Here is a 24,528-nt window from a genome sequence, read left to right as displayed (position 1 = left end):
CTTGTGTGTACACCGTAGCTGGGGATAAGGGGCGGGGGGAAGGGGTAAAGGAATTAAAGATAAAACTTTTCCCACACGGTATAAAGCCCCTATTTTTAAATATGGAAAATATTAAAAGAAGATTTTTAGCGACACGTAGTGCAATAAAAATCAGCGTCCATATTTGAAACAAGAGCTTTTAAGCATGGGGTTCCCTTTCCCCTTTCCCTTTTTTCATCCTTTTTAAGGGGAATTTAGAAGGATATACAAAGATTTTGGTTTTGTACAAATATGTGTGTACACTGTAGCTTTTTAAGGGAAGAATCTTAATCGAACCGGGTTGAGGAAGATGGTTAACCCAAGGCGGATTTTAAATCACTTTCTGCTTGTTCCAACGCATCTGGTAATTTACTCGCATCGCGTCCGCCGGCTTGGGCTAAGTTCGGTCTTCCACCGCCGCCGCCGCCGCAGATTTTAGCGATCGCACCTACAAATTTACCAGCTTGCAGTCCTTTTTTGTTCACTTCTGGACTAAAAGCTGCAACTATACTAACTTTCCCCTCTTCGGGAACAGAACCCAGTACCACCGCACCGTTACCGATTTTTTGCAATAAGCGTTCGGCTGCGGTTTTCAATGATTCTGGATCAACATCTTCTAATTGGGCGACAATAATTTTATGTTCGCCTACGATTTCTGCTGTTTGTAGCAAGCTGTCTGATTTAGCGATCGCTAATTGTACCTTCAAGGTTTCTAATTCTTTCTGGCTATTTCTCAGTTCGCTTTGCAGACTTGTGATTCTATCTGGTAATTCTTCGGGTTTAACTTTAAAGCGATCGCTCAAATCTTTAACTACTTTATCCCGCAGGTTGAGATAATCTAATATTGCTGGCCCCGAAACAGCTTCAATCCGCCGCACCCCAGAAGCCACACCAGCTTCCGAGATAATCTTGAACACGCCAATTTCAGCAGTGTTACTCACATGAGTTCCACCGCATAATTCCATTGATACGCTAGGGAAGTCAATTACCCGCACTTCGTCGCCGTATTTTTCCCCGAACATGGCAACAGCACCCCTAGCTTTTGCCTCTGCCAAAGGTAATACTTCCACCTTTGCAGCATGTGCTTGGGCAATCCAACTGTTCACCTGTTCCTCAACTTGTTGAACTTCCTCTGCTGTCAAGGCGCGGGGACAGTTGAAGTCAAAGCGCAATCTGTCAAAGGAAACCAGGGAACCTGCTTGCGAGATGCTATCATCAACAATTTTCTTCAACGCCGCTTGCAACAGGTGCGTTGCGGTATGGTTAGCTTGGGCGCGACGGCGACAAGCTGGATCAATTTGGGCTGTAACATTATCGCCTACGCGCACTGTACCGCGTTCGATGCGTCCGAAGTGAACAAAGAAATCAGATTCTTTTTTAACGTCTTCTACCCGAACTACGATACCATCACCAGAGATATAACCGCGATCGCCAATTTGTCCCCCAGATTCAGCATAAAATGGCGTTTTGTCAAGGATAATTTGTACCTGTGTTCCCGCTTCTACTTCCTCTTGAGAAACACCTTCTACCAAAATCGCTTCGACTTTCGCCGTCGTCGTCGGTTGGGTGTAGCCTAAAAATTCGGTGACTTGGATGTGTTCTGCTAGTTTATCGAGGGAACCTTGCACAGTTAAATCTATGGTTTCGTGTGCTGCTTTGGCACGTTCCACCTGCTTTTGCATTTCGGCATTGAATCCTGCTTCATCGACTGTGAGATTATTTTCCTCGGCAACTTCTTGAGTAAGTTCGAGGGGAAATCCGTAGGTATCATAGAGGGTAAATGCGCTTTCACCGCTAATTTGAGTTTCCCCTCGCTGTTTTACCTCTTGGATAATTTCTTCTAAGAGTTTTTCGCCTCTATCCAGAGTTCTGAGGAAATTCGATTCTTCCCGTTGCAACTCAGCTTTAATTGCTTCTTCGCGTTGGCGCACATTGGGGTAAGCTGATTCCGAAAGTGCGATCGCAGTTTCAGCAACTTGGGTAGTAAATTCGCTAGAAATGCCAATTAATCGTCCATGACGCACCACCCGCCGAATTAATCGCCGCAACACATAACCGCGCCCGACATTGGAAGCACGAATTTCATCAGCAATCATGTGGATGACAGCGCGAATATGATCGCCAATGACTTTTAGGGAAGTTTTGGTTTTTTCATCACTGCTGTGGTAATCAACACCAGCAATTTGTCCTGCTGTTTGGATAATTGGGAAAATCAGGTCAGTTTCGTAATTATTGGGCACTTTTTGGAGAATTTGCGCCATTCTATCCAAACCCATGCCGGTGTCAATGTTCTTGTTTTGCAGTGGCGTTAAATTCCCGGAAGCATCTCGGTTATATTGCATGAACACGAGGTTGTAAAACTCGATGAACCGGGAATCATCTTCTAAATCTATATTTTCGTCACCGCGTTCTGGGTGAAAGTCATAATAAATTTCGGAACAAGGGCCACAAGGGCCAGTGGGGCCAGATACCCAAAAGTTATCATCTTCGCCCAAGCGTTTAATTCTCGCTATCGGTACACCGATTTGATCGCGCCAAATTCCAAAAGCTTCATCATCATCTTTAAAAACGCTGACAACCAGATTTTGGGGGGAAAAGCCAAAGACTTGTGTAGAGATTTCCCAACCCCAAGCGATCGCTTGTTCTTTAAAATAATCACCAAAGCTGAAATTACCCAGCATCTCAAAAAATGTATGATGCCGTTTGGTGCGTCCGACATTTTCGATATCGTTGGTACGGATACACTTTTGCGAAGTCGTGGCCCGCTTAAATTCTGGTGTCCGTTGCCCTAAGAATATCGGCTTAAATGGTAGCATCCCCGCGATCGTCAGCAGCACGGTTGGGTCTTCTGGCACGAGGGAGGCACTTGGAAGAATTTGGTGTTCCCGTTTAGCAAAGAAGTCGAGAAATATGTTGCGAATTTCGTTACCGCTTAGGTACTGGGGATTTGAAGACATAGGTGTTTTTAACTTTAGGCTTGGGCGCAGCGGCACTGGGTAAGTGTATTTTCATCAATAGCTTTATATATTCTTGCATTTTGTTTCATATTACTGCCAGCAAATTGTGCCAGTCGGTAAGCAAAATGCAGAGATTAGGACGCTTTTATACCGTTATCTAACTCTAGTGGGATGCATAATTGGGTTTTAATGGTTAAGATTAATCCTTAAGAAATAATTTAAATTTTCCATACTGGGGTAACAAATGGCACTAAAACTGAAGGTATCAAATATTGCTTGTGAGGGATGTGCAGATACAATTACTGAGTCTATACACGTTATGGAACCCGATGCCAAAGTGGATATAGATGTTAACGCTAAAACTGTCATAGTAGAATCCGCAGCTTCAGAGGAGTCAATCAAACAGGTAATTGTTGCTGCTGGTTACACAGTTGAAGGTTACTGATCAGTTCTAGCTTGTCACAGAAGTTTAGATTTTAATATCTCAGGCAACGCTAAAAAAATTACATTTTTTCTACCCTTCTACGCGCGGAATCTAACTAATTTCCGCACATTCGGGGCAAATTTTGACATCAACTTTTTTATTTATCTTTTTTTCTCAATCTATGTGTTGCAGCAAACAAAACAAGATGTGAATTAACTAAACAAATAAACAGTTATAAAGCGTAGGCAAAGACATTTTCTTTCTCCTACCAAAACTTTGTGAATCAAAGATTCACATTTCACTTAAATTGTGAATTTTTTACCATAGAAATCCGCTCTGCAATTGTAGTGTATGTTAGTGACAGAAATCTACTGCCCATAGTAGGAGGGAGTTTTGCTGTCTATTTAATGTGCATTATTTTTTGCAATTCCACTCCTACCCTGATACTTGATAAAAGCCTGGTTAGCAAAGAAAAAGGCTTGAATATTCTATGGGAAATAACATTTTTAATTCAACGATAAAATTTGGGTTTTTATAATTGGATGAACAAACTTTATATTTTCTTTATTTTTCTACTTGAAAAGAAATTTAGCTGCCGAATCCGACGGTTCTTAGAAGCTATTTATTTGGGTAATTTCATCAGAAAATAGCACTTAAGAAACTACAGCAATCATTTTTATACATCCATATAATATTCAGTATTTTTACTGTTTGAAAAACAAAGTGTAAAGAAGACATTAGTTGTCAGAAGGGGATATTTCAGACAATGTAGTAGTAAATCTAAAGCCGAAAAAGGAGATTTAACTTGGAAAAATAGTGTAATTTTGGCGTTTTAAAAAATATATAACAAAAAAATAACTCAGCCTAAAACATCATATTTAGTATTAGGCAAAAGCAAAGCATTAAGTTACTCAATCTAATTCTTTAAAATTTAAATAGGACAAAGAATAAAGCAATGAATATTTCTATTCTGGTCTTTGGAAAAAATAACTTTATCGCCACACTTCCAGATCAGATCCGTTATGCGACCGCTTTTAGTGTAGAAGTTATGGACAATTTGAATCAGGCAGTATCGCGGATTCAAACAACAGCCCCCGATATAATACTTGTACAGGCTAGCCTAGATGGCAGCATGGAACTGTGCGCTTGGTTGAAAGACCAGACAAAACTATCGTGGATATACTGTATTCTCTTTGAGGATCGTTTCCAGCAGTTAGCTGATAGAAATAAGGGTTGGCATAGAGAATTGGAGATGAGTGCTGCGGCATTAAAGCAAGGAGCCGATGCTTATATTTGGCATCTGATTGAAGAAAAAACAGACCATAGTTTAGCAGAATTGACTGCTAATCATGGCTTAATACTTGCTCAATTGACTGTTGGCTTGCGGAAAGCGCAAAAATACCGAGATTTGATTCGGACAAATGATATGTTATCTGCGATCGCCTTAGCCGATTCGTTGACAGAATTAAATAATCGTCGTGCTTTAGAATGGGACTTACCCAGACAAATTAAAAGAGCTAGGACTCAAAAAACTTCTCTGAGTTTGATTATTCTGGATGTAGATCATTTTAAGAAAGTTAACGATACTCACGGGCATTTAGCAGGCGATCGCATTTTGCAAATACTATGTCAGCGTTTGCGCCACAATCTGCGCTGTCAAGACACAGCATTCCGCTATGGTGGCGAAGAATTTGTAATTCTTCTGGCTAACACTAGCGATGATGAAGCACTATCAGTAGCCCGTCGTCTCAATCGCATAGTCAGCGACGAACCATTTGCACTCAACAATAAACTGACAATTAATATCACCATTAGTCTGGGTACAGCTTCTCTGCGAGCTGAGGATGATGAGCAAGGAGAAAGTCTGCTGCACCGTGCCGATCAATGTTTGTTACAGGCTAAAACTTCTGGGCGGAATCGGGTGATTGACTCGAACTACTTATCTCACACCTCACATTTGAAAGCTGTTTCTTCGTGAAAGTGGGGAGCATCTAATTAGAGATTGAGTCATGAAAAGCTCAGATTCCTAACTTCTCTAAATAAGTTGGGAATCTTGTTTGATACTAATCGTACTTTCAAAAGTGCGATCGCATTGCTTTTTTGAGGGTCTGTTCTGGTAAGTTTGAAAAAGATATGGTGGTGAATCATACCCGTACAGGTAAGGCAACCCGCTTATCCTATCCCCAGAAATTGTTTGCTCAAGAACATTCATGCTGTTAGCGGTAGCGGGGCGTTTAGCCCATTCTGACTCCTGAATTCTGTTCGATAAATACCTAAAAACCTGATTATTGCCTGAAGTACTGTATTTTTTAATACATTATTGGGAAATTTTTTGACGAATATTACATAAGTAGGACTTACGCAAAAATAATTGAAAAGCCTATTATTCCGTAGCGGTAATTCATGAATTACCGCTACTTACGACGTATTTTGCGTAAGTCCTAATAAGTAAAGCAAAAAATTGCTATTGATCGCGAGTCAATCGCTGGATGTTCACGCTTCACCAGCGATGCACATACCTGGAAGGGACAGGCATGGTGTGGATAGTTTGATTTTCTGTTGCTTGTCCGTAAATCTTGACCATTTTCAAAAATCTATGCAAATCTTATAGCTAAATTACTATTAATCTATAGATTTGCCGTAGTATATAAATAAATTATCGAACTAGAAGGATTAAAAGTCACCCAAACCTTGAAATATTTACCCAAATCAGAGTTGGAAGTGGAGGTTCATTGATGTAAGGGCAAGAATTGCTGCAAAGTTTATGGTTGGCTACTGATGAGACTTTTTACATGGAGAGTCTTGAGCCAGAATTCCTCAACTTTTGAATCTTCTATTTTCTCTCTGCGTCCTCCGCATGTCGAGTGCTTCGTTTAAATTTAACCAAGAATATTGCTTATGAACATACAACATCGAAAAATTAACCGCCGATTTTTCCTTACAGCTTTAGGCTCATTTACCACCTCCATATTCTTTGCTAGCTGTAGTCAAAAACAAGCTCAAGTAACTTCAAATACAGCCCAAGCAACTGCACAAAAAGAAGTTATTCAAGTCGGGGTGACGGGAATCATATCTGAAGATATTTTGAAGTTTGTAAATACTAAACTAGCAACTCAGGAAGGATTAGAAGTCAAAGTTGTTACCTTTAATGACTGGATACAACCAAATACAGCTTTAAAAGACAAACTAATCGATGCCAACTTTTTTCAACATCGACCTTTCATGAATAATGCTGTCAAAGAACACAAAATCAATTTAGTTCCATTAAATCTAGTTTCATTAAGCACACTTGGTCTTTTCTCAAAAAACCTCAAATCTGTGAATGAGGTTCCCCAAAATGCCACCGTTACAATTGCCAATGACGTGATTAATAATGACTGAGGATTAAGATTACTGGCAAGCAATGGCTTAATTAAACTCAAGGAAAATACCAAGGAATTTGTCACCCAAAGAGACATAGCCGATAATCCGAAAAACTTACAAATCAAGGAAGTAGAAGGAGTCCAAGTAGTTCGAGCTATTAATGATGTAGATTTCATTGTTTCTTCGGCTCAAACTGTTGCTATAGCAGGAATAACACCCCAATCTATGGGACAGGAAGCAGCTAAAGATAAAAAGTATGCCCTGGCATTAGTCACATTACAAGGTCGAGAAAATGAATCCAAAATTCAGAAGCTAAACAAGCTGCTAAATGACCCACATGTGAGAGATTTTATTAATAAGAAATACCAGGGTCGAATAGTACCTGTATTTTAAATACTACGAAAGAATTAAGGATGAAAATTTTGTTACTTCGTCTTTCAGAAAGTAGGAGTTACTAAACTTAAATCATGACATTACTGGAGATAAAGCAATGTTTTTTGGACAAATTGAAAAAGAATTATTTTGTGGAGAAATGTGGTCAATTTGGCAGACAACTAAATTGCCAGACCATTTACAGTTATTAGTGGATCAAGAACTAGGAAAACGCGATATTTGGGAATCCCAGACCCAACAGCCTGATGTTCAGCCTATTCATCCAAGTCTTGATCGAGATGCAAGTACGCCACAGCGTAAATAAACTTCAACAAGTATTTAAGCTACTATTCCATATTTGGGTGCATCATAATGAGTTCTAAAGAGCATACTGCTCTGTCCACTGATAGTAATTCGCTGACGCAGCGAAGTACCGTTTTAACTTTAGCGATCGCTTGTGGTTTAGCAGTGGCCAATGTTTACTACAATCAGCCGCTACTGGCTGATTGTAGTAAACCCAATCCCCAATCCCCAATTTCTTTTATCTAGCAAGAGAAGGAATCAATACCAATGGCACATTTGTTTGAACCATTCAAGATTCGTGAAGTTACCTTTCGCAACCGCATCGCCGTTTCACCCATGTGTCAATATTCCAGTACAAATGGGTATGCTAATGATTGGCACGTTATTCATCTGGCTTCTCGCGCAGTTGGCGGTGCAGGTATAGTGATCACAGAGGCAGCAGCTGTGGAACCGCGTGGACGCATTAGCCCGCAAGATTTGGGAATCTGGTCAGATGCACATATAGAAACTTTAGCCAAAGCTGTGGCATTAATTCATAACTTTGGCGCTGTTGCAGGTATTCAACTTGCTCATGCAGGCAGAAAAGCCAGTACTGCCAAACCGAGTAAGGGAGGAAAAGCACTAGATGAATCTCAGGAAGGTTGGCGTCCCTTGGTTTCGAGTAGTGCGATCGCCTTTAGCAAAGATAGCCCAGTTCCAGAAGCCCTCAGTCTTGAGGGAATTCAACAAGTTATTGATGCCTTTGTCGAAGCTGCCAAACGTTCTTTGCAAGCCGGTTTCAAGGTAGTTGAAATCCATGCTGCCCACGGTTATTTACTGCACCAGTTTCTCTCACCTCTTTCTAACCACCGTCAAGATGATTATGGTGGTAGCTTTGAAAACCGGACTCGTCTTCTCAGAGAAGTAGTTCAAGCAGTCCGAGAGGTTTGGCCCCAGACACATCCCCTCTGGGTACGCATCTCCGCCACCGATTGGGCAGACAATGGCTGGGACATTGAGCAAAGTATTGCTTTAAGCGACAAACTCAAGTCTTTAGGAGTTGATCTCATCGATACTTCATCAGGCGGTATTATACCTGGCGTTAATATACCAATTAAACCTGGTTATCAAACTGAGTTTGCCGAACGCATCCGCCGCGAAGCTAATATTCCGACAGGAGCCGTGGGCTTAATTACATCTCCTGAACAAGCTGACGAGATTATTCGTACAGAAGTAGCTGATATAGTGCTGTTGGGACGTGAACTACTCCGTAATCCTTACTGGCCACATCTGGCAGCCAAACAACTGGGACACGATAAACTCTGGCCTGTTCAATACGACCGAGCTTGGCTATAATTTCACCTGTGCTTAATTGAGCATCAATAACCTCAAAGCCTTGCTGCTTCCCAGTAGGAGCGCAAAATGACACGCGAGTGGTCTGTCCCATTAATTTTGCTGGGTTTGTAGTAAGCACTTAAGTGCTTAAAAATTCAGGACTAAAGTCCTTACTACAAACTTTTATCCGAAAAATGGGTTTAAAACCCCGTGCTTCCAGCACGGCTTTAAAGTAATGAGGAGTAATGAGTAATGAGTGGATGAAAAACGGGTATTTACTCATTACTTATTACTTATTACTCCTTACTCCTTCTTAAGAGTGCGTACCCTTCTCCTGACGGAGACGCACTCGCGTTCGGGAACGCCAAGGGCGAACACGGCGGTGAGGATGTCAAAACCCTTCAGAACTAATGCGACAGACTACTAACTTTTTACACTGTACAACTCAACTCGCCGGCTTTTTGGCTAAAGCGGTGATTTTCACGATAATCTACTGGACAATCTATCACCGCAGGTACATCTTGAGCTAGGGCTTCTTTCAGAGTGGGAATCAAATCTAAAGCCGATTCAACTCGGTAGCCTTTTAAACCCATACTTTCGGCTAATTTGACAAAATCAGGATTACTAAAATGCACAAAAGATGAGTTTCCTTTGCCAAATTGATTTTCTTGCTTCCACTCAATTAACCCATAGCCACCATCATTGAAAATTATGGTGACAAAAGGCGTACCGACACGCAAGGCTGTTTCTAATTCCTGAGAATTCATCATAAAGCCACCATCGCCTGTGACAGCAACGACTTTCCGGTTGGGATGAACCAGTTTTGCTGCTAAAGCACCAGGAATAGCAATACCCATAGCCGCGAAGCCGTTGGAAATTATGCAAGTATTGGGACTATGGCAATGATAATGACGAGCCATCCACATTTTATGTGCGCCAACATCAGAGATGACAATATCATCTGGGCCCATCACTTGCCGTAAGTCATAAATTAGCTTTTGTGGCTTAATAGGAAATCCGTCATCATTAGCATACTGTTCGTAATCAGCCCGAATATCTGACCTTAAACTGATAGCAAAGGGATCGGGTTTACCTTGTCGATCTGCTAATTTTAAGATTTCATAAAGGGAATCTGAAATATCTCCCACAACTTCAGCGTTGGGAATATAACTACTATCAATCTCCGCCGGACTTACCCCAATATGCACAATGGGAATTTCACCACTACGATTCCATTTCTTCGGGGAAAACTCAATCAAATCATAGCCGATCGCAATTACTAAATCTGTGTTATCAAACCCACAGGTAATGTAATCTCTTTGCTGCAATCCTACTGACCACAAAGCTAATTGATGTGTGTAGGGAATAATCCCTTTACCCATGAAGGTATTGGCAACAGGTATATTCAGCAAGGTAGCAAATTGTGTGACTGCATCACTTGCATGAGCGCGGATTGCCCCATTTCCTACTAAGATTAATGGGTTAACTGCTTGGGAAATTGCGGCTGCTGCTGCCCGAATGCTAGCAAAAGATGCATAAGTTTTTTCGCTATTATCCTTACGCAAAGGTTTGCCTTCTACAGGCATGGCGGCAATATTTTCTGGTAAATCAATGTGAACTGCACCAGGTTTTTCCGATTGCGATCGCTTAAATGCTTTCCGCACTACTTCGGGTGTAATACTAGGTCGCACAATCTGCTTATTCCACTTGGTAACAGGCGCAAACATTGCCACCAAATCTAAATATTGATGGGATTCGATATGCATTCTATCTGTTCCCACCTGACCAGTAATCGCCACTAAAGGCGCACCATCGAGGTTAGCATCTGCTACCCCAGTCATCAAGTTGGTTGCTCCAGGCCCAAGAGTAGAAAGACACACTCCGGCTTTTCCGGTTAAGCGTCCGTAGACATCGGCCATGAATGCTGCACCCTGTTCATGACGAGTGGTAATAAATTTAATGGAAGAATGTTTTAGCGCTTCCAAAACGTGCAGGTTTTCTTCGCCAGGGAGTCCAAAAATATATTGCACTCCTTCATTTTCTAGGCACTGCACCAATAATTCTGCTGTATTCATTTTATTTCCTAACTAGCAACTAATAAGACTGGGGATTGGGGAAGGTGGGGCCCCCTCTGGGGATAAGGGGTAATGGGGACTGGGGACTGGGGACTGAGGACTGGGGACTGGGTATTGGAGATTGGGAAATGGGAAATGGGAAAAATCTTTCCCAATACCTAATCCGTAATCCCTAATTCCTAATTTCTAATCCCAATACCCAGTCCCTAATACCCAGTCCCCAATCCCTATCATTTCACCCACACGGTTTTGACATTGACAAACTCATGTATACCTTGGATACTCAATTCCCTGCCATATCCAGAACGCTTAATACCACCAAAGGGCAATCGGGGATCGGATTTGACCATACTGTTGATAAATACGGCACCTGCTTCGATTTCCTCAACCAAGCGATCGCTCTCTTGGTTATTGGTTGTCCAAGCACTCGCACCTAGGCCAAAGGGTGAGTCATTAGCGAGTTTAATGGCAGCATCGATATCTGGAACCCGGAATAACAAGGCTACTGGGCCAAAAAATTCTTCTTTTGCAATTGGTGTATCAGACGGGATATCTATGATAATCGTTGGCGGATAAAAGTTCCCTGGACGATCTGATAAAGGATGTCCACCGGTGAGGACTTTGCCACCGCTGCGGATGGCACTTTGCACTTGTTGGTCTAAATCCTGGAGAATACCAGGTGTAGCCAGTGGGCCTAAGTCGGTATCTGGTTGCATGGGATCGCCTACTTTCAGCGTCTCAAACTTTTCTAAAAGCAATTTTTCAAATTTGTCTGCGATCGCATCTGCGACAATAAAACGTTTCGCTGCAATACATGATTGCCCGTTATTCAACATCCGCGCTGTAGTTGCTGTGACAACTGCTGTCTCTAAGTCAGCACTTGCTAACACAATAAACGGGTCACTTCCTCCTAATTCCAAAACTGTTTTTTTAATTTGTTTGCCGGCGGCGACGGCGAGGGATGCACCTGCTGGTTCACTTCCGGTCAAGGTAGCAGCTTTTACGCGGTCATCAGCCATTAAATCAGCAACTTTGGCAGCGCCGATTAACAGAGTTTGAAACGCACCTTCAGGAAAACCTGCACGTCGGATAATATCTTCAATTGCCAAGGCGCACTGCGGCACATTGGAAGCGTGTTTGAGTAAGCCGACATTTCCCGCCATTAGTGCTGGTGCGGCAAAACGAAAAACTTGCCAAAAGGGGAAATTCCACGGCATCACCGCGAGGATTGCACCCATTGGTTGATAACGTACAAAACTCTCGCTGGCATCAGTTTTTACACTGACATCAGCTAGAAAACTAGAGGCGTGTTCGGCATAGTAGCGACAGACGACGGCGCATTTTTCGACTTCTGCGATCGCAGCTTTAAATGGCTTACCCATTTCCAGAGTCATCAACTTAGCAAATTCTGCTTTGTCTTGCTCTAAAATATCAGCAGCTTGTTGTAGCCAGTGCGATCGTTGAGAGAAACTAGTCTGACGATACTGTTCAAAAGCCTGATTAGCCAAATCGAGTTTAGCGGCAATTTCTGCATCATTGAGCGCCTCAAAGGTTTTGAGCGTCTCCCCAGTGGCGGGATTAATGGTGGCGATCGCCATTACCTAACCTCCCGTTAAAAAATAGCTTGACTGTTGGCTTCCTAGTGTTACACAGATCAATTCTGGAAGCTACACCCAAATTTTAGTCTTTTAACCAAGAATTAGCTGCCCAATATTACAATTTTGCAATTTTTTTTGAAATAAAATATACAACTTGACTATGTATTTATCTTGATAAATTTGTCATTAGTTATGAGTCCTTTGTTAGGGCGCCAGCAGCAAAACTCAGTAAAAGTGCCCAATAACCAATGACAAATGACTAATGACCAATCATTGTTGGCACTGGCTGCAAATTTGTCTGATAAACCTTTACTAATCGATCAATACCCTTGAAACGATAATCTCCCATTTCCTGGAAGTCTGAGGGTTGTGCAAGCATTTTATGGGTGGCTTCACTAATCACGCATTCACTAGGGGGACAAACTGCTTCCATACGAGCCGCAAGATTAATTGTCGCACCTAATGCCGTATAATCTACCCTTTGGGAACTACCGACATCTCCAACAACAGCTTTACCGCTATTAATCGCAATGCGTAATTGCAGGGGTTCGTGCCAAAAACCGTTGGCATTAAGATGTTCGAGACGATTGAGCATTCCTTTGGCAGCAGCAACGGCGCGATCGGCGTGATCTAGCTGCGGTTCGGGAGCGCCAAAAAATGCCATGATACAATCGCCAATATACTTATCTAAAGTGCCGCCGCAAGTAAACACTTCTTTGAGCATTTCTTCAAATAAATTATTTAATAGTTTTGCGATCGCAGTTGGTGTTAATCGTTCAGAAATTGCCGTAAAGCCAACTAAATCCGCAAACAAAATACTGATTTCGCTCTCGGCGGGAGCTAAACGACCACCCGGTAATCCGCCTACAGATATCAACTGCTGTACAACTGCGGGAGAATGATAGCGTTCTAGTCGGTGACGAATCATCTCTTCAGTTTTGAGTTTCTCTACCAGTAGCCAACGCTGGACGCTCGAAGCCACAAGGTTTGCTAAAGCCGAAAAAAAGCTGAGTTCTTCTTCACCTTCATTTGCCCAATGGTAAGAAGAAAGATTGGCGTCGGCATACAGTACGCCCACAACTTTATTTTCATCCCATAAAGGCACTGCCATCGCGCTGCGAATGCCTTTGACCAAAATACTCTGTTCACTAGCAAACCGTTCATCCTGATGAGTATCACCGGTTTGAATGACTACTTTTTCGTCAAATACCTTTTGACAGATACTCCGACTAATCCAACTACCATCAGAGGCGAGATGTTTTTGTTGGGAAACGTTTCTAGTGGCAGCATTCACTAATTCCAACTGGCCGGAACCATTGACATCAATTAATAATGCCAAGCGATCAATACTATCAAGGTAACGAAAAACTACTTGCTGCACCTGAGAAAAAATCTCTTCTATAGACGCCGCCGCACAGAGATTTTTCGCTATGTCCACTAAGTCTTTGAGACGAGCAATAGTTTTGTCTTTATTGTTGATGTTGCCATCTTTGCTATCAGCGGCAATCCATTGCTGTTGTAATTGTTCGACATTGTGCAGGATTGTTCTCTGCTCATTATTTTCCGAACTTCCAGAATACTCAGGTGTTGGTTGGTAAACAGGGGTTGTGAGCAGCACTACCAGGCTAACATTGCCCAGCCAAATGATATCGCCGTGATGTAACTCTTGGGGAAAGTTAACAAGATATTTATTGACTTGTGTCCCGTTTTTGCTGCCCAGATCCTCAATAGTCCACACACCGTCAGCCGTTTTCACCAGGCGAGCATGGTTGCGGGATACTCCAGCAAAAGGTAAGTACAAGTTACATTCCGGCAAACGACCAATTGTAAATATATCTTGGTCAACTGCGATCGTTGTCTCGGTATCTCCCTCTTGTAGGCGTAGCGTGAGTTCAGTCATGAGTGTGATAGATCCATTGAGGCTAGAGGTGCAAAGCTGTGAGGTAAGTTATACCCTACAGGTTAACCTTCACCTTTTCTTTATGACACTGTTAACTGCATTCCGACAACTGTATGTGACAGATATTACATTGAATGAGGCAATTTTGCTGGAGGTTCAGTTCAGAGTGGGTTTGAATCCCTTGGTGAAGAGGAGCCACCAAATTTGCAATTTTGTCAGCCAGACAACGCGGTGAGTTCTCCTGCCTTTCTTGATAAAACCCTCAGAAGGAGAGCACATCTATCATTGGTATCAACTTGAGTGCCCGAATTTCTGAATACTACTCACCAGCTACTCAAAAACGGTTTGAAAATGCTTGTAATCTAATTAGGTGGCAATTCCAAACTAATTTCACCTAACAAACCCTTGCGAAAATCTGTTAAAAGTTGCCTTGCAGCTCGCTCTATATCACCTTTGTAACGATGCTCTGCTAAGGCGTGCAGATAGATATCTCCGGTGTCTGATATCGCCGAATCGAGTTGGTAACGGGACTCTAATGGTTTTTTTGGTAATAAATCTGCGGCTACAGCTTCCAAATAGTTTAGTAAATCCACTAGGGCTGCTGCTACTAGCTGATTATCGTAAGATGCTTCACCGATATCATCACAAATAGCTAATTTTAATGCTGCGTCTTGATTTTCTAATCTTACAGGAATGACACCAGGAGCATCTAGTAATTCCAAATGTTCGGAAATTCGCACCCAGCGGAGTTGGCGAGTTACCCCAGGACGAGCTGCACTTTCCACAACTCGCTTTCCCAACAGACGGTTAATCAAAGCTGATTTACCGACATTGGGAAAACCAATCACTACAGCCCGCACTGGACGGGGTAACATTCCGCGATCGCTTCTTCTTTGATTTAGCTCTACTCCAGCAGCTTGTGCTGCCCGCGCTACCTCTGCTATACCTTTACCATGTTGAGCGTTGGTAAAATAAGGGACTTCCCCCTGACGTTTAAACCAATCTATCCACAGCGATCGCATTTGCGGCGTAATCATATCTACTCGGTTCAGTATCAACACCCGTGTCTTACCCTCCACCCACTCAGCCATTTGGGGATGGTGAGTCGCTAAGGGAATCCGGGCGTCTCGTACCTCAAACACCACATCTACGCGCTTCAGCTGTTCTTTGAGTTTCTTTTCAGCTTTAGCAATGTGACCTGGATACCATTGAATCAGGTTTAATCTATAGTTTTGAGTTATAGCCATTTGTCCTTTGTCCTTTGTCCTTTGTTATTTGTTATTTGTTATTTGTCCTTTGTCCTTTGCAAATGACCAATGACAAATGACTAATGACTCCCTTTAGCAGCTTGATGTAAAATCAGACGATTGCCATCAGGGTCATAGGCATAAATTTCTCTGCCGTGGGAAGCAATGGAAATGTCTCCTGGTGGAGGATAGCCCAAAGCAGTTAGGTGAGCGATCGCATCTTCTAAGTTACTTACCTCTAAACACAAACTTATCTTACTTTTGGCATTAGACATCGTTTCAAATTCAGATTCGTTTGTGTTCTTTGGTTTAAAAATACCTAATCGCATACTAACCAAATTAAATTCAGCATAGACATTCGGAATCAAAGAAACTGGCTTTTGCTCCAGCAATTTAGTATAGAAATTTACTAAATTATCGCAATTAACCGATGCTATGGCGATAAATGCGTTAGTGTACTGAAAAACCATATAAGCCTTAAGTTATTTGATTTTTTTGAGACTCTCACTTTTCTAAAGTTCTTACACTCAGCACTTGCGGTGGTGTCGAATCTGGTGGATAAATCACATCTACCTGTACTATCCGCTGAGTCGAAGGTGGAAGTACAAGCTGCACTAATGGTTCTAACACCTGACCAGTTCTATGCCATAGATGTATGTAGCGCGTCTTTTGTTGACCTTGGTCATTAAAATAGCGTAGCCGCACTGTACCACGGAAGAAAGGAAAATCTAGCGATGGTTTGCGGAAACGTAAACCACCTTGGGATAATTTATCTTCCTTTAAAGGTGTTTCTAAAGTAACAGTCACGGTCTGGTTTTGGTTGGTATTGTTACTTAAAGGTAAGGTGAGTTTATATTCCACCCCATAATTACCATGTGCTTCATAAGCCGTATCTGGATAACGTACCAGCATTTTGGCCGTTTGGATTTGTTGAGTGCCCAATCGTCCACTGAGCAATGTGTCTAAAGCATAAGAAATAGCTTTGCCACGCTGGGGAATAGTCAGATTTTTGGTTTGGGGATTATCCACCAACTTTGCTTTCCACTGGGAACCACTAGACACACCAGCTACACGCCCATAAATCAGTGCGCCACTGGTAGCATTTAGAGGAGTAGGGGTTTTATCTCTTGGCCCAGCAAAGTTCCCGGTATTTAGTAAAGCTTGCCATTCTGCAAGAGTGGGTGGGCGGTCTGTATTATCAGAATTTTTCTTAGCAAACATTGCTAAACTTGCCCCATAAACTTGATCGCTACTACGCAACCGCATAAAGGTAGAGCGACCATTCACTGGCTTTTCTAGATTTCGTACAGGAATCGGATGATTTAACAACATCCGGCTTTGCCCTGGAGGAATTATCAGCTTTGCAGGAAAATCTGCTTGTCGAACACCTCGGAGTACATCACTAACAGCACGAGCGCCTGGGCCTGAGTAAGTCTTACCATCGTTATTTTCTATGTAGGGAGATAAGGTTACAAAGGGTGCATCCTGCATTAAATAACTTGCGGCTTGCAATACATCTACTGTTACAGGTTTTTTACCAGGGTTATGTACGATTACGCCCAAATATAGCGTTTGTAAATCCTTGGGAGTGTGGGTGTAATGGTGGGCGAATAAGTCAAAGCGTCCCTGAAAGGGAAAATTGAGGTGCGCTGCTGGAACTTTTTTACCGTTTGGAGGAAAGGTAGAAAGTAAAATACCCTCAGTTTTAATCCATTCTGGGCTATTGCTGTTAAAAACGGGTATTTTATCCAAGTTTCCTGGTAAAGGTCGAACTTCTCCTGGTTGCACAATTTCTTGGGGTGCTGGCTTCGGTGAAGTTTGAGCGATCGCTGAATTATCTTTTTGAGTTGTGCATCCAAAGGTTTGAGTTATGGCAAGTCCTAATAGAAGTGTAAATACAGGTGATGGGAATTTAGCCAGCATAAATTTGAGCGTCAAGAAAGTTGTGGTATCAAAGATTAGAAGTTATTACTACAAGTTCCTTGAAGGGGATTTCTGAGAATGCGTAGGCATCGCTATTAAATTGTAAGTATAGTTCCAGTAGCCCACGTCAGAAAGGCTTTTGAATTTTAAAGGGAGTCTCGATGGTTTAAGCGAATTTGATAACGTTCAGTGATTGTAGAAATAAAATCAAGATAATCAGTCATCTATGCAAAAATATGCTGTAAATTTAAAACAAAACCAGGGAGAACATCTTCACCCGATAAACGTGTAGGAGATTGTAAAACTTCCGGTACTTGATTGGGGCGATAAATTATTACTTGTTTAACTTTAGGATTAATTAACCAACCCAGTTGTAAGCCATTTGCTAAGTATTCCTCCATTTTGGTTTTAGTATCTTCCACATCATCAGTTTCAGAAACTAATTCCACTGCAAAATCAGGACACAAAGGGAGAAATTTCTTTCTTTGTTCTGAGCTAAGAGCATCCCATCTTTCTATCCTTACCCAAGAAGCATCAGGTGAACGAGTTGCCCCATTTGGCAGTTTAAACCCAGTAGAAGAATCAAAAGCTTTTCCTAGCTTATTTTGTCTGTTCCAAACTCCTAAATCAAGATACAGTTCAAAATTACGGTTTCCCGTTTCTCCCCCAGTCGGTGACATGATAATTAATTCCCCTTCAGCAGTTAACTCTAGTCGTAATTCTTTATTCACAGCTACAATCTGTGCAAATTCCTCATCAGTAAATTGCAGATTAGGAGGTAATTGTAAGGTTAAAGCAGTCATAATTAATTGCGCTCCACAAAAATCCTAGTTGCATCAAACCCATCTGCTGCTAATAGGGAAGATTTAGCTTCTACCTCTACTTTAGGAATTCTCCCCAACAAATGCGCCGTTGTTTTATTTTTTAAAAAAGCTTGGGGTAGTTATAGGGGTGAGAGACTGAATGAGAAAAGAAGATATGTAGTGTTATATCACTCACCACATAGACACACTAATTTTTGTATTCCAGACTATCGGTTAGCATTCTGTCTCATAGGGTAAATTGGTTTTATCCTATGAGAGAAAATGACCTCTCGATTTTGTGCTTAGTCTTCTAAAGGTAACGAGCGCGGAGGGATTTGAACCCCCGACCCACAGAACCGGAATCTGTTGCTCTATCCACTGAGCTACGCGCCCTTAATCCTCACTATTATAGCACGTTTGTGATAATATTTTCAGCCTTAAAGATAATTAGTCGGGTCTACGGGTGTACCATTGCGACGCACTTCAAAGTGGAGGTGGGGGCCAGTCGATAAACCTGTGGAACCAACAGCTGCGATCGCTTGTCCGCGTTCAACTGCTTGTCCATCAGCAACATATAATTCACTGCTATGACCGTACAGTGTTGTAATACCATTGCCGTGATCGATAATTACCGCTTTGCCATAACCACCATACCACCCAGCAAAAATTACTGTTCCCGAATCGGCTGCTCGAATTGTACTGCCATAGCTAGCGGCAAAATCTAACCCGGCGTGAAAACGACGATAGCCGAGAACAGGGTGCATCCGCCAGCCAAAGGGACTGCTAGTAGAAGCATTGCTAGGATATGCCATGACACCAGTTCCGCGAATAATCACACTTGTCCGGCTGTTGGTTTTTGCTTGGGCTTCTGCTACTTTTTGTTGAATCAAGACTTCCAGATTTTTGGATTCCCTCTCTAGCTGATTTTGTGCGGCTTCCAAGGCTAGGCGATCGCTATTGAGGCGTTGAATCAATTCTGATTGCGATTGCGCCTGGGTTTGATAATCGGATTTTTGTGCTAAAAGTTGCTCACGAATTAAAGCAATTTCGTTTTTTTGCTGTTCTACGTCCGTTTTTTGTTGATTGATCAGGTTTGCTTGGGTGTTGAGTTTTACCAAAATTTTCTGATCTGCCTGAAACACTAACTTCAACTGATGACGACGGCTGATAAAGTCGCTGATATTTTGACTTTGCAATAAAACCGCCCATCCAGCGGATGCAGGCGATCGCTGGAGATAACGCAATCGTGCTACTGTTGCTATTTGCCGCTCTTGATAGGAACGTTCCGCCACAGCTAAATCAGTTTCCAATTGCTGGAGGCGTTGGGTAGCGAGTTGTAATCGTGATTCACTCTCTTGAAGATAGCTATCTGTAGTTTGCAGATTTTGCTTTAAACCAGTGAGGTGTTTTTGGGCCTCTTGTTGGAGATTAGTTAAGCGATCGCGCTCATTAACCACACTCTGCTGCTGCTGGTTCATTTGTTGCTGCTGTTGTCGCAGAGTATCAATAGACCCTGTAGACGTTGCGTTGGCTGAAATTAGTGCCAAACAAATCCACAAAATGCAGCAAAATGCAATAGAGAAACAACAATAAATCTGCTTTTTTCCTAGAAATCGCCCTCTCATAGTGCGAACCTAATCAAAACGATACTTTCAAACACTATGAGGATTATTCCCAAAATCTCATTCACCCACGCCAACACATTATTAAATTGGTCTGCCAAGTTGTAACACAAGGATTCCAGCTATGTCAGCATTAAGCAGGTATGTCAAACCAATTAAAAATTAAAAATGTAAAATTAAAAATTGCAAGACGCTCTCTACGAGACGCTGCGCGTAGCTTGCTTCTCTGTAAGAGTACGCGGACTCGCTAACGCTGCGCTATCAGTAGGGGCTTGTACCCAGAATTAATTAATTAAAAATTATTATTTCTTTCAATTTTTAATTTTTAATCTTTAATTAAAACTGGTCAGCGGGTGAGGTATATGAACGCACGTATAGCAATTCTCTTAATTACTTTAGTTTTTCCAGGTTTGGCAGTGGTGGGAGTATCGTTGTATTGGTTTAATCTCGATTATGCAGCACTGATCAAAGCTGAAAATAATGTGGAAAACCTGGTAGAGGTTGGGAAAGTCAATGATAGACAGTTAGAGTATGCCTATCATCGCACTTACATTCATCGCATCAACGTATTTGCCGATGGTACCTGGGGATTACTGGGAGGTGTAATTACAGCACTAGGCATACATGGATTAGTCACGATTAAAAAATAGGGAGTGGGGAAGATGAGGGAGAAATAAACAATGCCCAATGCCCCATGCCCCATGCCCCATGCCCATTAATTACGATTAGCTTTCCAGGTTGCCAAATCAGCTAAAGAGCGATCGCGGTAACGTCCATAACGCTCTGGTTTACTTTTGATTTTCATTCCTAAATCGGGAAAAATCCCAAAGTTGGGTGGCATTGGTTGGAAATGCTTCGGCGAAGCGGAACTAATAAATTCCAATAACGCACCCATCATTGTTGTTGGTGGTAAAACCAAAGCTTCTTTACCCAAAGCTAATCTTGCTGCATTAATTCCCGCCAAGCAGCCACCCGCAGCCGCAGCGGTATAACCTTCAGTACCAATCAACTGTCCAGCGGCTAACAATGTGGGACGCTCTTTAAATTGCAGGGTAGGATGCATTAATTGGGGAGCGTTAATAAAAGTGTTGCGGTGCATTACTCCCAGCCGCACAAATTCTGCCTTTTCTAAACTGGGAATTAACTGAAATATGCGCTTTTGTTCACCCCAGCGCAGGTTAGTTTGGAATCCTACCATGTTCCACAGTTGACCGGCTTTATCTTCTTGTCGCAACTGCACCACAGCATAAGGACGTTCCCCTGTGCGAGTATCTGACAATCCGACTGGCTTGAGGGGGCCGTAGCGCATGGTATCTTCCCCCCGCTGTGCTAGTTCTTCTATGGGTAAACAAGCTTCAAAAAATTTCGCTGTTTCCCGTTCAAAACCCTTGAGTTCTGTTTGTTCAGCTTTACAAAGTTCTTCGCGGAAGTGCAAGTACTGCTCTTTATTCATTGGGCAGTTGAGATAAGCAGCTTCACCTTTGTCATAACGTGATGCCATAAAAGCAATGTCACGATTAATCGATTCTCCCACGATAATCGGACTAGCTGCATCAAAAAAGCTCAGGTATTCCATCCCTGTAAAACGCTGCAAATCTTCTGCTAAATCAGGACTGGTTAATGGCCCGGTTGCCAAAACCACAATCCCTTCAGGAATGGCAGACACTTCACCCCGACGAAATTCAACTAAAGGATGACTCGCTAAAGTTTCAGTTAAATCTTGGCCAAATTGTCCCCTGTCTACAGCTAGCGCCCCACCGGCAGGAACGGCGTGTTCATCAGCTTTTGAGATGACAATCGAACCGAGTTGGCGTAATTCTTCGTGCAATAATCCCGCCGCGCGATCGCTTGCCATTGCTCCAAAAGAATTACTACAGACTAATTCTGCCAAATGTTCTGTATGATGAGCCGGACTAAATCGCTTTGGACGCATTTCATGCAAAATTACTGGCACTCCAGCTTGGGCTATTTGCCAAGCTGCTTCTGTCCCAGCTAGTCCACCTCCAATTACTTGTATCGGTTGTGTTTCCATAGTTAAATTTTTAATTTCCATATCATCATAAGTATCTACCAGCATCAGCGCTAGAACGCATCAACAAGTAGGGCGTTTTAGACATAACCAGTAGCGACAGCATAACGCACCATCAACAGCAACAATTACAAATTATCTGTGTCAATTCCCTTTTCGGCGTTGCTGAATCAAGGGATGATTCNNAAATAGCGTACTGATTGGGTGTTGTTCACCCGCCAGGGATTGTAAATCCCTGACTAATTGCTCAAGTCTACTGAAGTAGACTGAAAATTTTTGCGCTATGAAGTCCTCTTCAGAGGACTTTAGCTATGAGACAGGGATTTACAATCCCTGGCGGACTGGCGGACGTGCGGTTTCGCGTTAAGTTGACACCAATGGCTTTTCGGCCCATCCCACAAAACTAGCAAAATCATTCCGCAAATATGCAACGCCCCCTTTTCTTTAAGTTTAGCTAACAATTCTTGATAGCGTCTTGTTCCCGTAACTGGTCAATTTCTACAGTGGCCATCTTGATTAACCCTAATTACTATAATTTTTCTCTTTTGCAAATAATATTGCTGACTTTTGAACCAGTTGGTAATCTGATTATTTCTCAAGTTGTGTAATGCGTTTTATAGCATATTCATAGTCACTTTCTTTTCCTTGTTGTTTATACAAATCAGCAGATTTACGAAAATATTTAATTGCTGCTTGCTTATCTCCTAAATTAGAGTGAGCTAAACCCAGGTTGTAGTAAGTATTTGCATAGTTAGGATCATTTTTGATGGCTTGGTTGTAATCTTCAATTGCTGTTTGCTTATCTCCTAATTCATAGTAAATTACACCCCGGTTGTAGTAAGCTAGTGCATAGTTAGGATTATTTTTGATGGCCTGGTTGTAATCTTCAATTGCTGCTTGCTTATCTCCTAAATCATCGTGAGCTACACCCCGATTGTAGTAAGCTAGTGCATAGTTGGGATTAATTTTAATGGCTTGGTTGTAATCTTCAATTGCTGCTTGCTTATCTCCTAAAGCAGAGCGAGTTACACCCCGGTTAATGTAAGCTAGTGCATAGTTAGGATTATTTTTGATGGCTTGGTTGTAATCTTCAATTGCTGCTGGTTTATCTCCTAAATCATCGTGAGCTATACCTCTGTTGTAGTAAGCATTTGCATAGTTGGGATTATTTTTTATGGCTTGGTTGTAATCTTCAATTGCTGCTTGCTTATCTCCTAAAACAGAGCGAGCTACACCGCGATTGTAATAAGCTAGTGCATAGTTGGGATTAATTTTAATGGCTTGGCTGTAATCTTCAATTGCTGCTGGCTTATCTCCTAACTCATCGTGAGCTAAACCCCGATTTATATAAGCATCTACATAGTTGGGATTAATTTTGATGGCTTGAGTATAGTCTTCAATTGCACCGCGAAAATCTTTGTTATTGTATTTTTTTAATCCTTCTTTATAATAAGTATCAGCACTTTTCTGTTCTATTCTTATTGGATTTGTCAGTCCTAGCAAATAAACAGTACCACCACCCATCAATACAATTAATGGAATAACAACAAGATATATTGGAATAGAATTTTTTTGGCGGGGTGATGGAGTAATTGGAGGTGTAAGAGGCTGAGTTACTGGTATTGGCTGTGAATTTAACGCTTGTAAAACTTCCGCCGCCGACTGATAACGCTGCTGGTATTCTTCTTGCAACAACTTATCCAGGATTTGCCCTAATTCTTGACTTACTGGTTGCTGCAAATATTGTCGCCAATTAGTAACCCAACCATAACCTTGTCGTTGCCAAAGTTCCCAAGGGTGAATTCCACTCAACAGGTGAAAGCAAGTTGCGCCAACACTATATAAATCACTGGCTGGGTAAGCTTCACCTCCTTGCATTTGTTCCAGTGGCGCATAACCAAAGGAACCAATGGTTGTTCCTATTTGCGTTATCACCGTTGCTGTCAGTTGCTTGGATGCACCCAAGTCAATTAGTACCAACTTGCCATCACCGCGACGAATAATATTCTCTGGCTTGATATCGCGGTGAATAACTTTGTGGTGATGAACTGTTTTGAGAATATCTAACAAATCGAGCAATAATTCTCTGATTTTTTCCTCGTTGAAAATTCCCTGCTGTTGTAATTCAGCCAATAAATTCTGCCCATCGATAAATTGCTGCACTAAATACAGACGATTTTCTTGCTCAAAATACGCCAATAGTGTGGGAATTTGCGGATGTTCGCCTAATTGTTCAAGTCGCCTTGCTTCTTGTTCAAATAATTCTGTGGCTTTTTGCAGTGCGCCAGTTCCTTGCACTTGTGGTGCAAATTGTTTAATGACACATTTTTGATTCAATTTGTCTATATCTTCTGCCAAATAAGTTTTACCAAATCCCCCAGCACCTAATGATTTAATCGGGCGATAGCGGTTTCTCAGCACTACCAATCCTGTACCGCAGCTGAAGCAAAACATTGTGCGATCGCTATTGGGCGGATTGTGGCAATCTGAATTAAGGCAGCAGATCATAACTGTGCTTTTATTGGCAAATGTAATTATTATCGCCTAACTACAAGCTATTCCTTAAAGAAATCGCAAAAT

At 42.0% G+C, this 24,528-nt stretch carries 17 protein-coding genes, 1 tRNA gene and 2 pseudogenes; 8 read left to right on the top strand and 12 right to left on the bottom strand.

What is annotated here, in order from left to right:
• Positions 1–332 precede the first annotated feature (332 nt).
• Positions 333–2,975: an alanine--tRNA ligase gene (alaS, locus tag A4S05_RS00295; protein WP_069067844.1), complete on the bottom strand. Its 2,643-nt coding sequence runs from the start codon at positions 2,973–2,975 to the stop codon at positions 333–335.
• Between the two features lie 244 nt (positions 2,976–3,219).
• On the opposite strand from alaS, the gene A4S05_RS00290 reads away from it, so the two are divergent.
• From A4S05_RS00290 to namA, 7 genes and pseudogenes are all read left to right on the top strand, one after another.
• A complete protein-coding gene (locus A4S05_RS00290; RefSeq protein WP_069067838.1) occupies positions 3,220–3,420 on the top strand; it encodes a heavy-metal-associated domain-containing protein in 201 nt (66 codons plus the stop codon).
• Between the two features lie 934 nt (positions 3,421–4,354).
• Positions 4,355–5,377, top strand: a complete 1,023-nt coding sequence (locus A4S05_RS00285) for a GGDEF domain-containing protein (RefSeq protein ID WP_069067837.1) — start codon at positions 4,355–4,357, stop codon at positions 5,375–5,377.
• Positions 5,378–5,484: 107 nt separating this feature from the next.
• Positions 5,485–5,604, top strand: a pseudogene (locus tag A4S05_RS42855) (peptide chain release factor 3); the annotation flags it as partial.
• A gap of 693 nt (positions 5,605–6,297) precedes the next feature.
• Positions 6,298–7,155, top strand: a pseudogene (locus A4S05_RS00280) (MetQ/NlpA family ABC transporter substrate-binding protein).
• A 97-nt stretch (positions 7,156–7,252) separates the two neighbouring features.
• Positions 7,253–7,459, top strand: coding sequence for a hypothetical protein (locus A4S05_RS00275; RefSeq protein ID WP_069067836.1), 207 nt, complete (start codon positions 7,253–7,255; stop codon positions 7,457–7,459).
• Positions 7,460–7,506: 47 nt separating this feature from the next.
• A complete protein-coding gene (locus tag A4S05_RS41160; RefSeq protein WP_176726873.1) occupies positions 7,507–7,683 on the top strand; it encodes a hypothetical protein in 177 nt (58 codons plus the stop codon).
• Positions 7,684–7,704: 21 nt separating this feature from the next.
• Entirely contained in the window at positions 7,705–8,772 is a 1,068-nt protein-coding gene (namA, locus tag A4S05_RS00270; protein WP_069067835.1) for an NADPH dehydrogenase NamA, read from the top strand.
• 410 nt (positions 8,773–9,182) lie between these two features.
• Here the strand turns inward: namA and A4S05_RS00265 are convergent, their stop codons facing one another.
• From A4S05_RS00265 to A4S05_RS00220, 9 genes are all read right to left on the bottom strand, one after another.
• On the bottom strand, positions 9,183–10,826 hold the full coding sequence (locus A4S05_RS00265) for an acetolactate synthase large subunit (protein WP_069067834.1): 1,644 nt from the start codon (positions 10,824–10,826) through the stop codon (positions 9,183–9,185).
• A gap of 230 nt (positions 10,827–11,056) precedes the next feature.
• The gene (locus tag A4S05_RS00260; RefSeq protein ID WP_069067833.1) at positions 11,057–12,424 is read right to left on the bottom strand and encodes an NAD-dependent succinate-semialdehyde dehydrogenase; all 1,368 of its coding nucleotides are present in this window, start codon (positions 12,422–12,424) and stop codon (positions 11,057–11,059) included.
• Between the two features lie 259 nt (positions 12,425–12,683).
• Positions 12,684–14,324 (bottom strand): adenylate/guanylate cyclase domain-containing protein, encoded by a 1,641-nt coding sequence (locus A4S05_RS00255; RefSeq protein ID WP_069067832.1) that lies wholly within the window; start codon positions 14,322–14,324, stop codon positions 12,684–12,686.
• Positions 14,325–14,686: 362 nt separating this feature from the next.
• A complete protein-coding gene (gene ylqF, locus A4S05_RS00245) occupies positions 14,687–15,571 on the bottom strand; it encodes a ribosome biogenesis GTPase YlqF (RefSeq protein WP_069067830.1) in 885 nt (294 codons plus the stop codon).
• Positions 15,572–15,651: 80 nt separating this feature from the next.
• Complete coding sequence (locus A4S05_RS00240; protein WP_069067829.1) at positions 15,652–16,041, bottom strand: VOC family protein; 390 nt, start codon at positions 16,039–16,041, stop codon at positions 15,652–15,654.
• Positions 16,042–16,075: 34 nt separating this feature from the next.
• Complete coding sequence (locus tag A4S05_RS00235) at positions 16,076–17,494, bottom strand: DUF3370 domain-containing protein (RefSeq protein ID WP_069067828.1); 1,419 nt, start codon at positions 17,492–17,494, stop codon at positions 16,076–16,078.
• A gap of 224 nt (positions 17,495–17,718) precedes the next feature.
• Complete coding sequence (locus tag A4S05_RS00230) at positions 17,719–18,297, bottom strand: Uma2 family endonuclease (RefSeq protein ID WP_069067827.1); 579 nt, start codon at positions 18,295–18,297, stop codon at positions 17,719–17,721.
• Between the two features lie 320 nt (positions 18,298–18,617).
• Positions 18,618–18,690: transfer RNA gene (locus A4S05_RS00225), tRNA-Arg, on the bottom strand.
• Between the two features lie 44 nt (positions 18,691–18,734).
• The gene (locus A4S05_RS00220; protein WP_069067826.1) at positions 18,735–19,922 is read right to left on the bottom strand and encodes a murein hydrolase activator EnvC family protein; all 1,188 of its coding nucleotides are present in this window, start codon (positions 19,920–19,922) and stop codon (positions 18,735–18,737) included.
• Positions 19,923–20,281: 359 nt separating this feature from the next.
• Between A4S05_RS00220 and A4S05_RS00215 the strand changes: the two genes are divergently transcribed.
• The gene (locus A4S05_RS00215; protein ID WP_069067825.1) at positions 20,282–20,569 is read left to right on the top strand and encodes a hypothetical protein; all 288 of its coding nucleotides are present in this window, start codon (positions 20,282–20,284) and stop codon (positions 20,567–20,569) included.
• A 65-nt stretch (positions 20,570–20,634) separates the two neighbouring features.
• On the opposite strand, the gene trmFO is transcribed toward A4S05_RS00215, so the two are convergent.
• Positions 20,635–21,951 (bottom strand): FADH(2)-oxidizing methylenetetrahydrofolate--tRNA-(uracil(54)-C(5))-methyltransferase TrmFO, encoded by a 1,317-nt coding sequence (gene trmFO, locus A4S05_RS00210; RefSeq protein WP_069067843.1) that lies wholly within the window; start codon positions 21,949–21,951, stop codon positions 20,635–20,637.
• A gap of 585 nt (positions 21,952–22,536) precedes the next feature.
• Positions 22,537–24,456: a tetratricopeptide repeat protein gene (locus tag A4S05_RS42850; RefSeq protein WP_069067824.1), complete on the bottom strand. Its 1,920-nt coding sequence runs from the start codon at positions 24,454–24,456 to the stop codon at positions 22,537–22,539.
• Positions 24,457–24,528: the final 72 nt, after the last annotated feature.

Origin of the sequence: Nostoc sp. KVJ20 (genome assembly GCF_001712795.1) — a bacterium.
Lineage (GTDB): Bacteria > Cyanobacteriota > Cyanobacteriia > Cyanobacteriales > Nostocaceae > Nostoc.
This window is presented reverse-complemented; position numbering and strand designations above follow the sequence as displayed.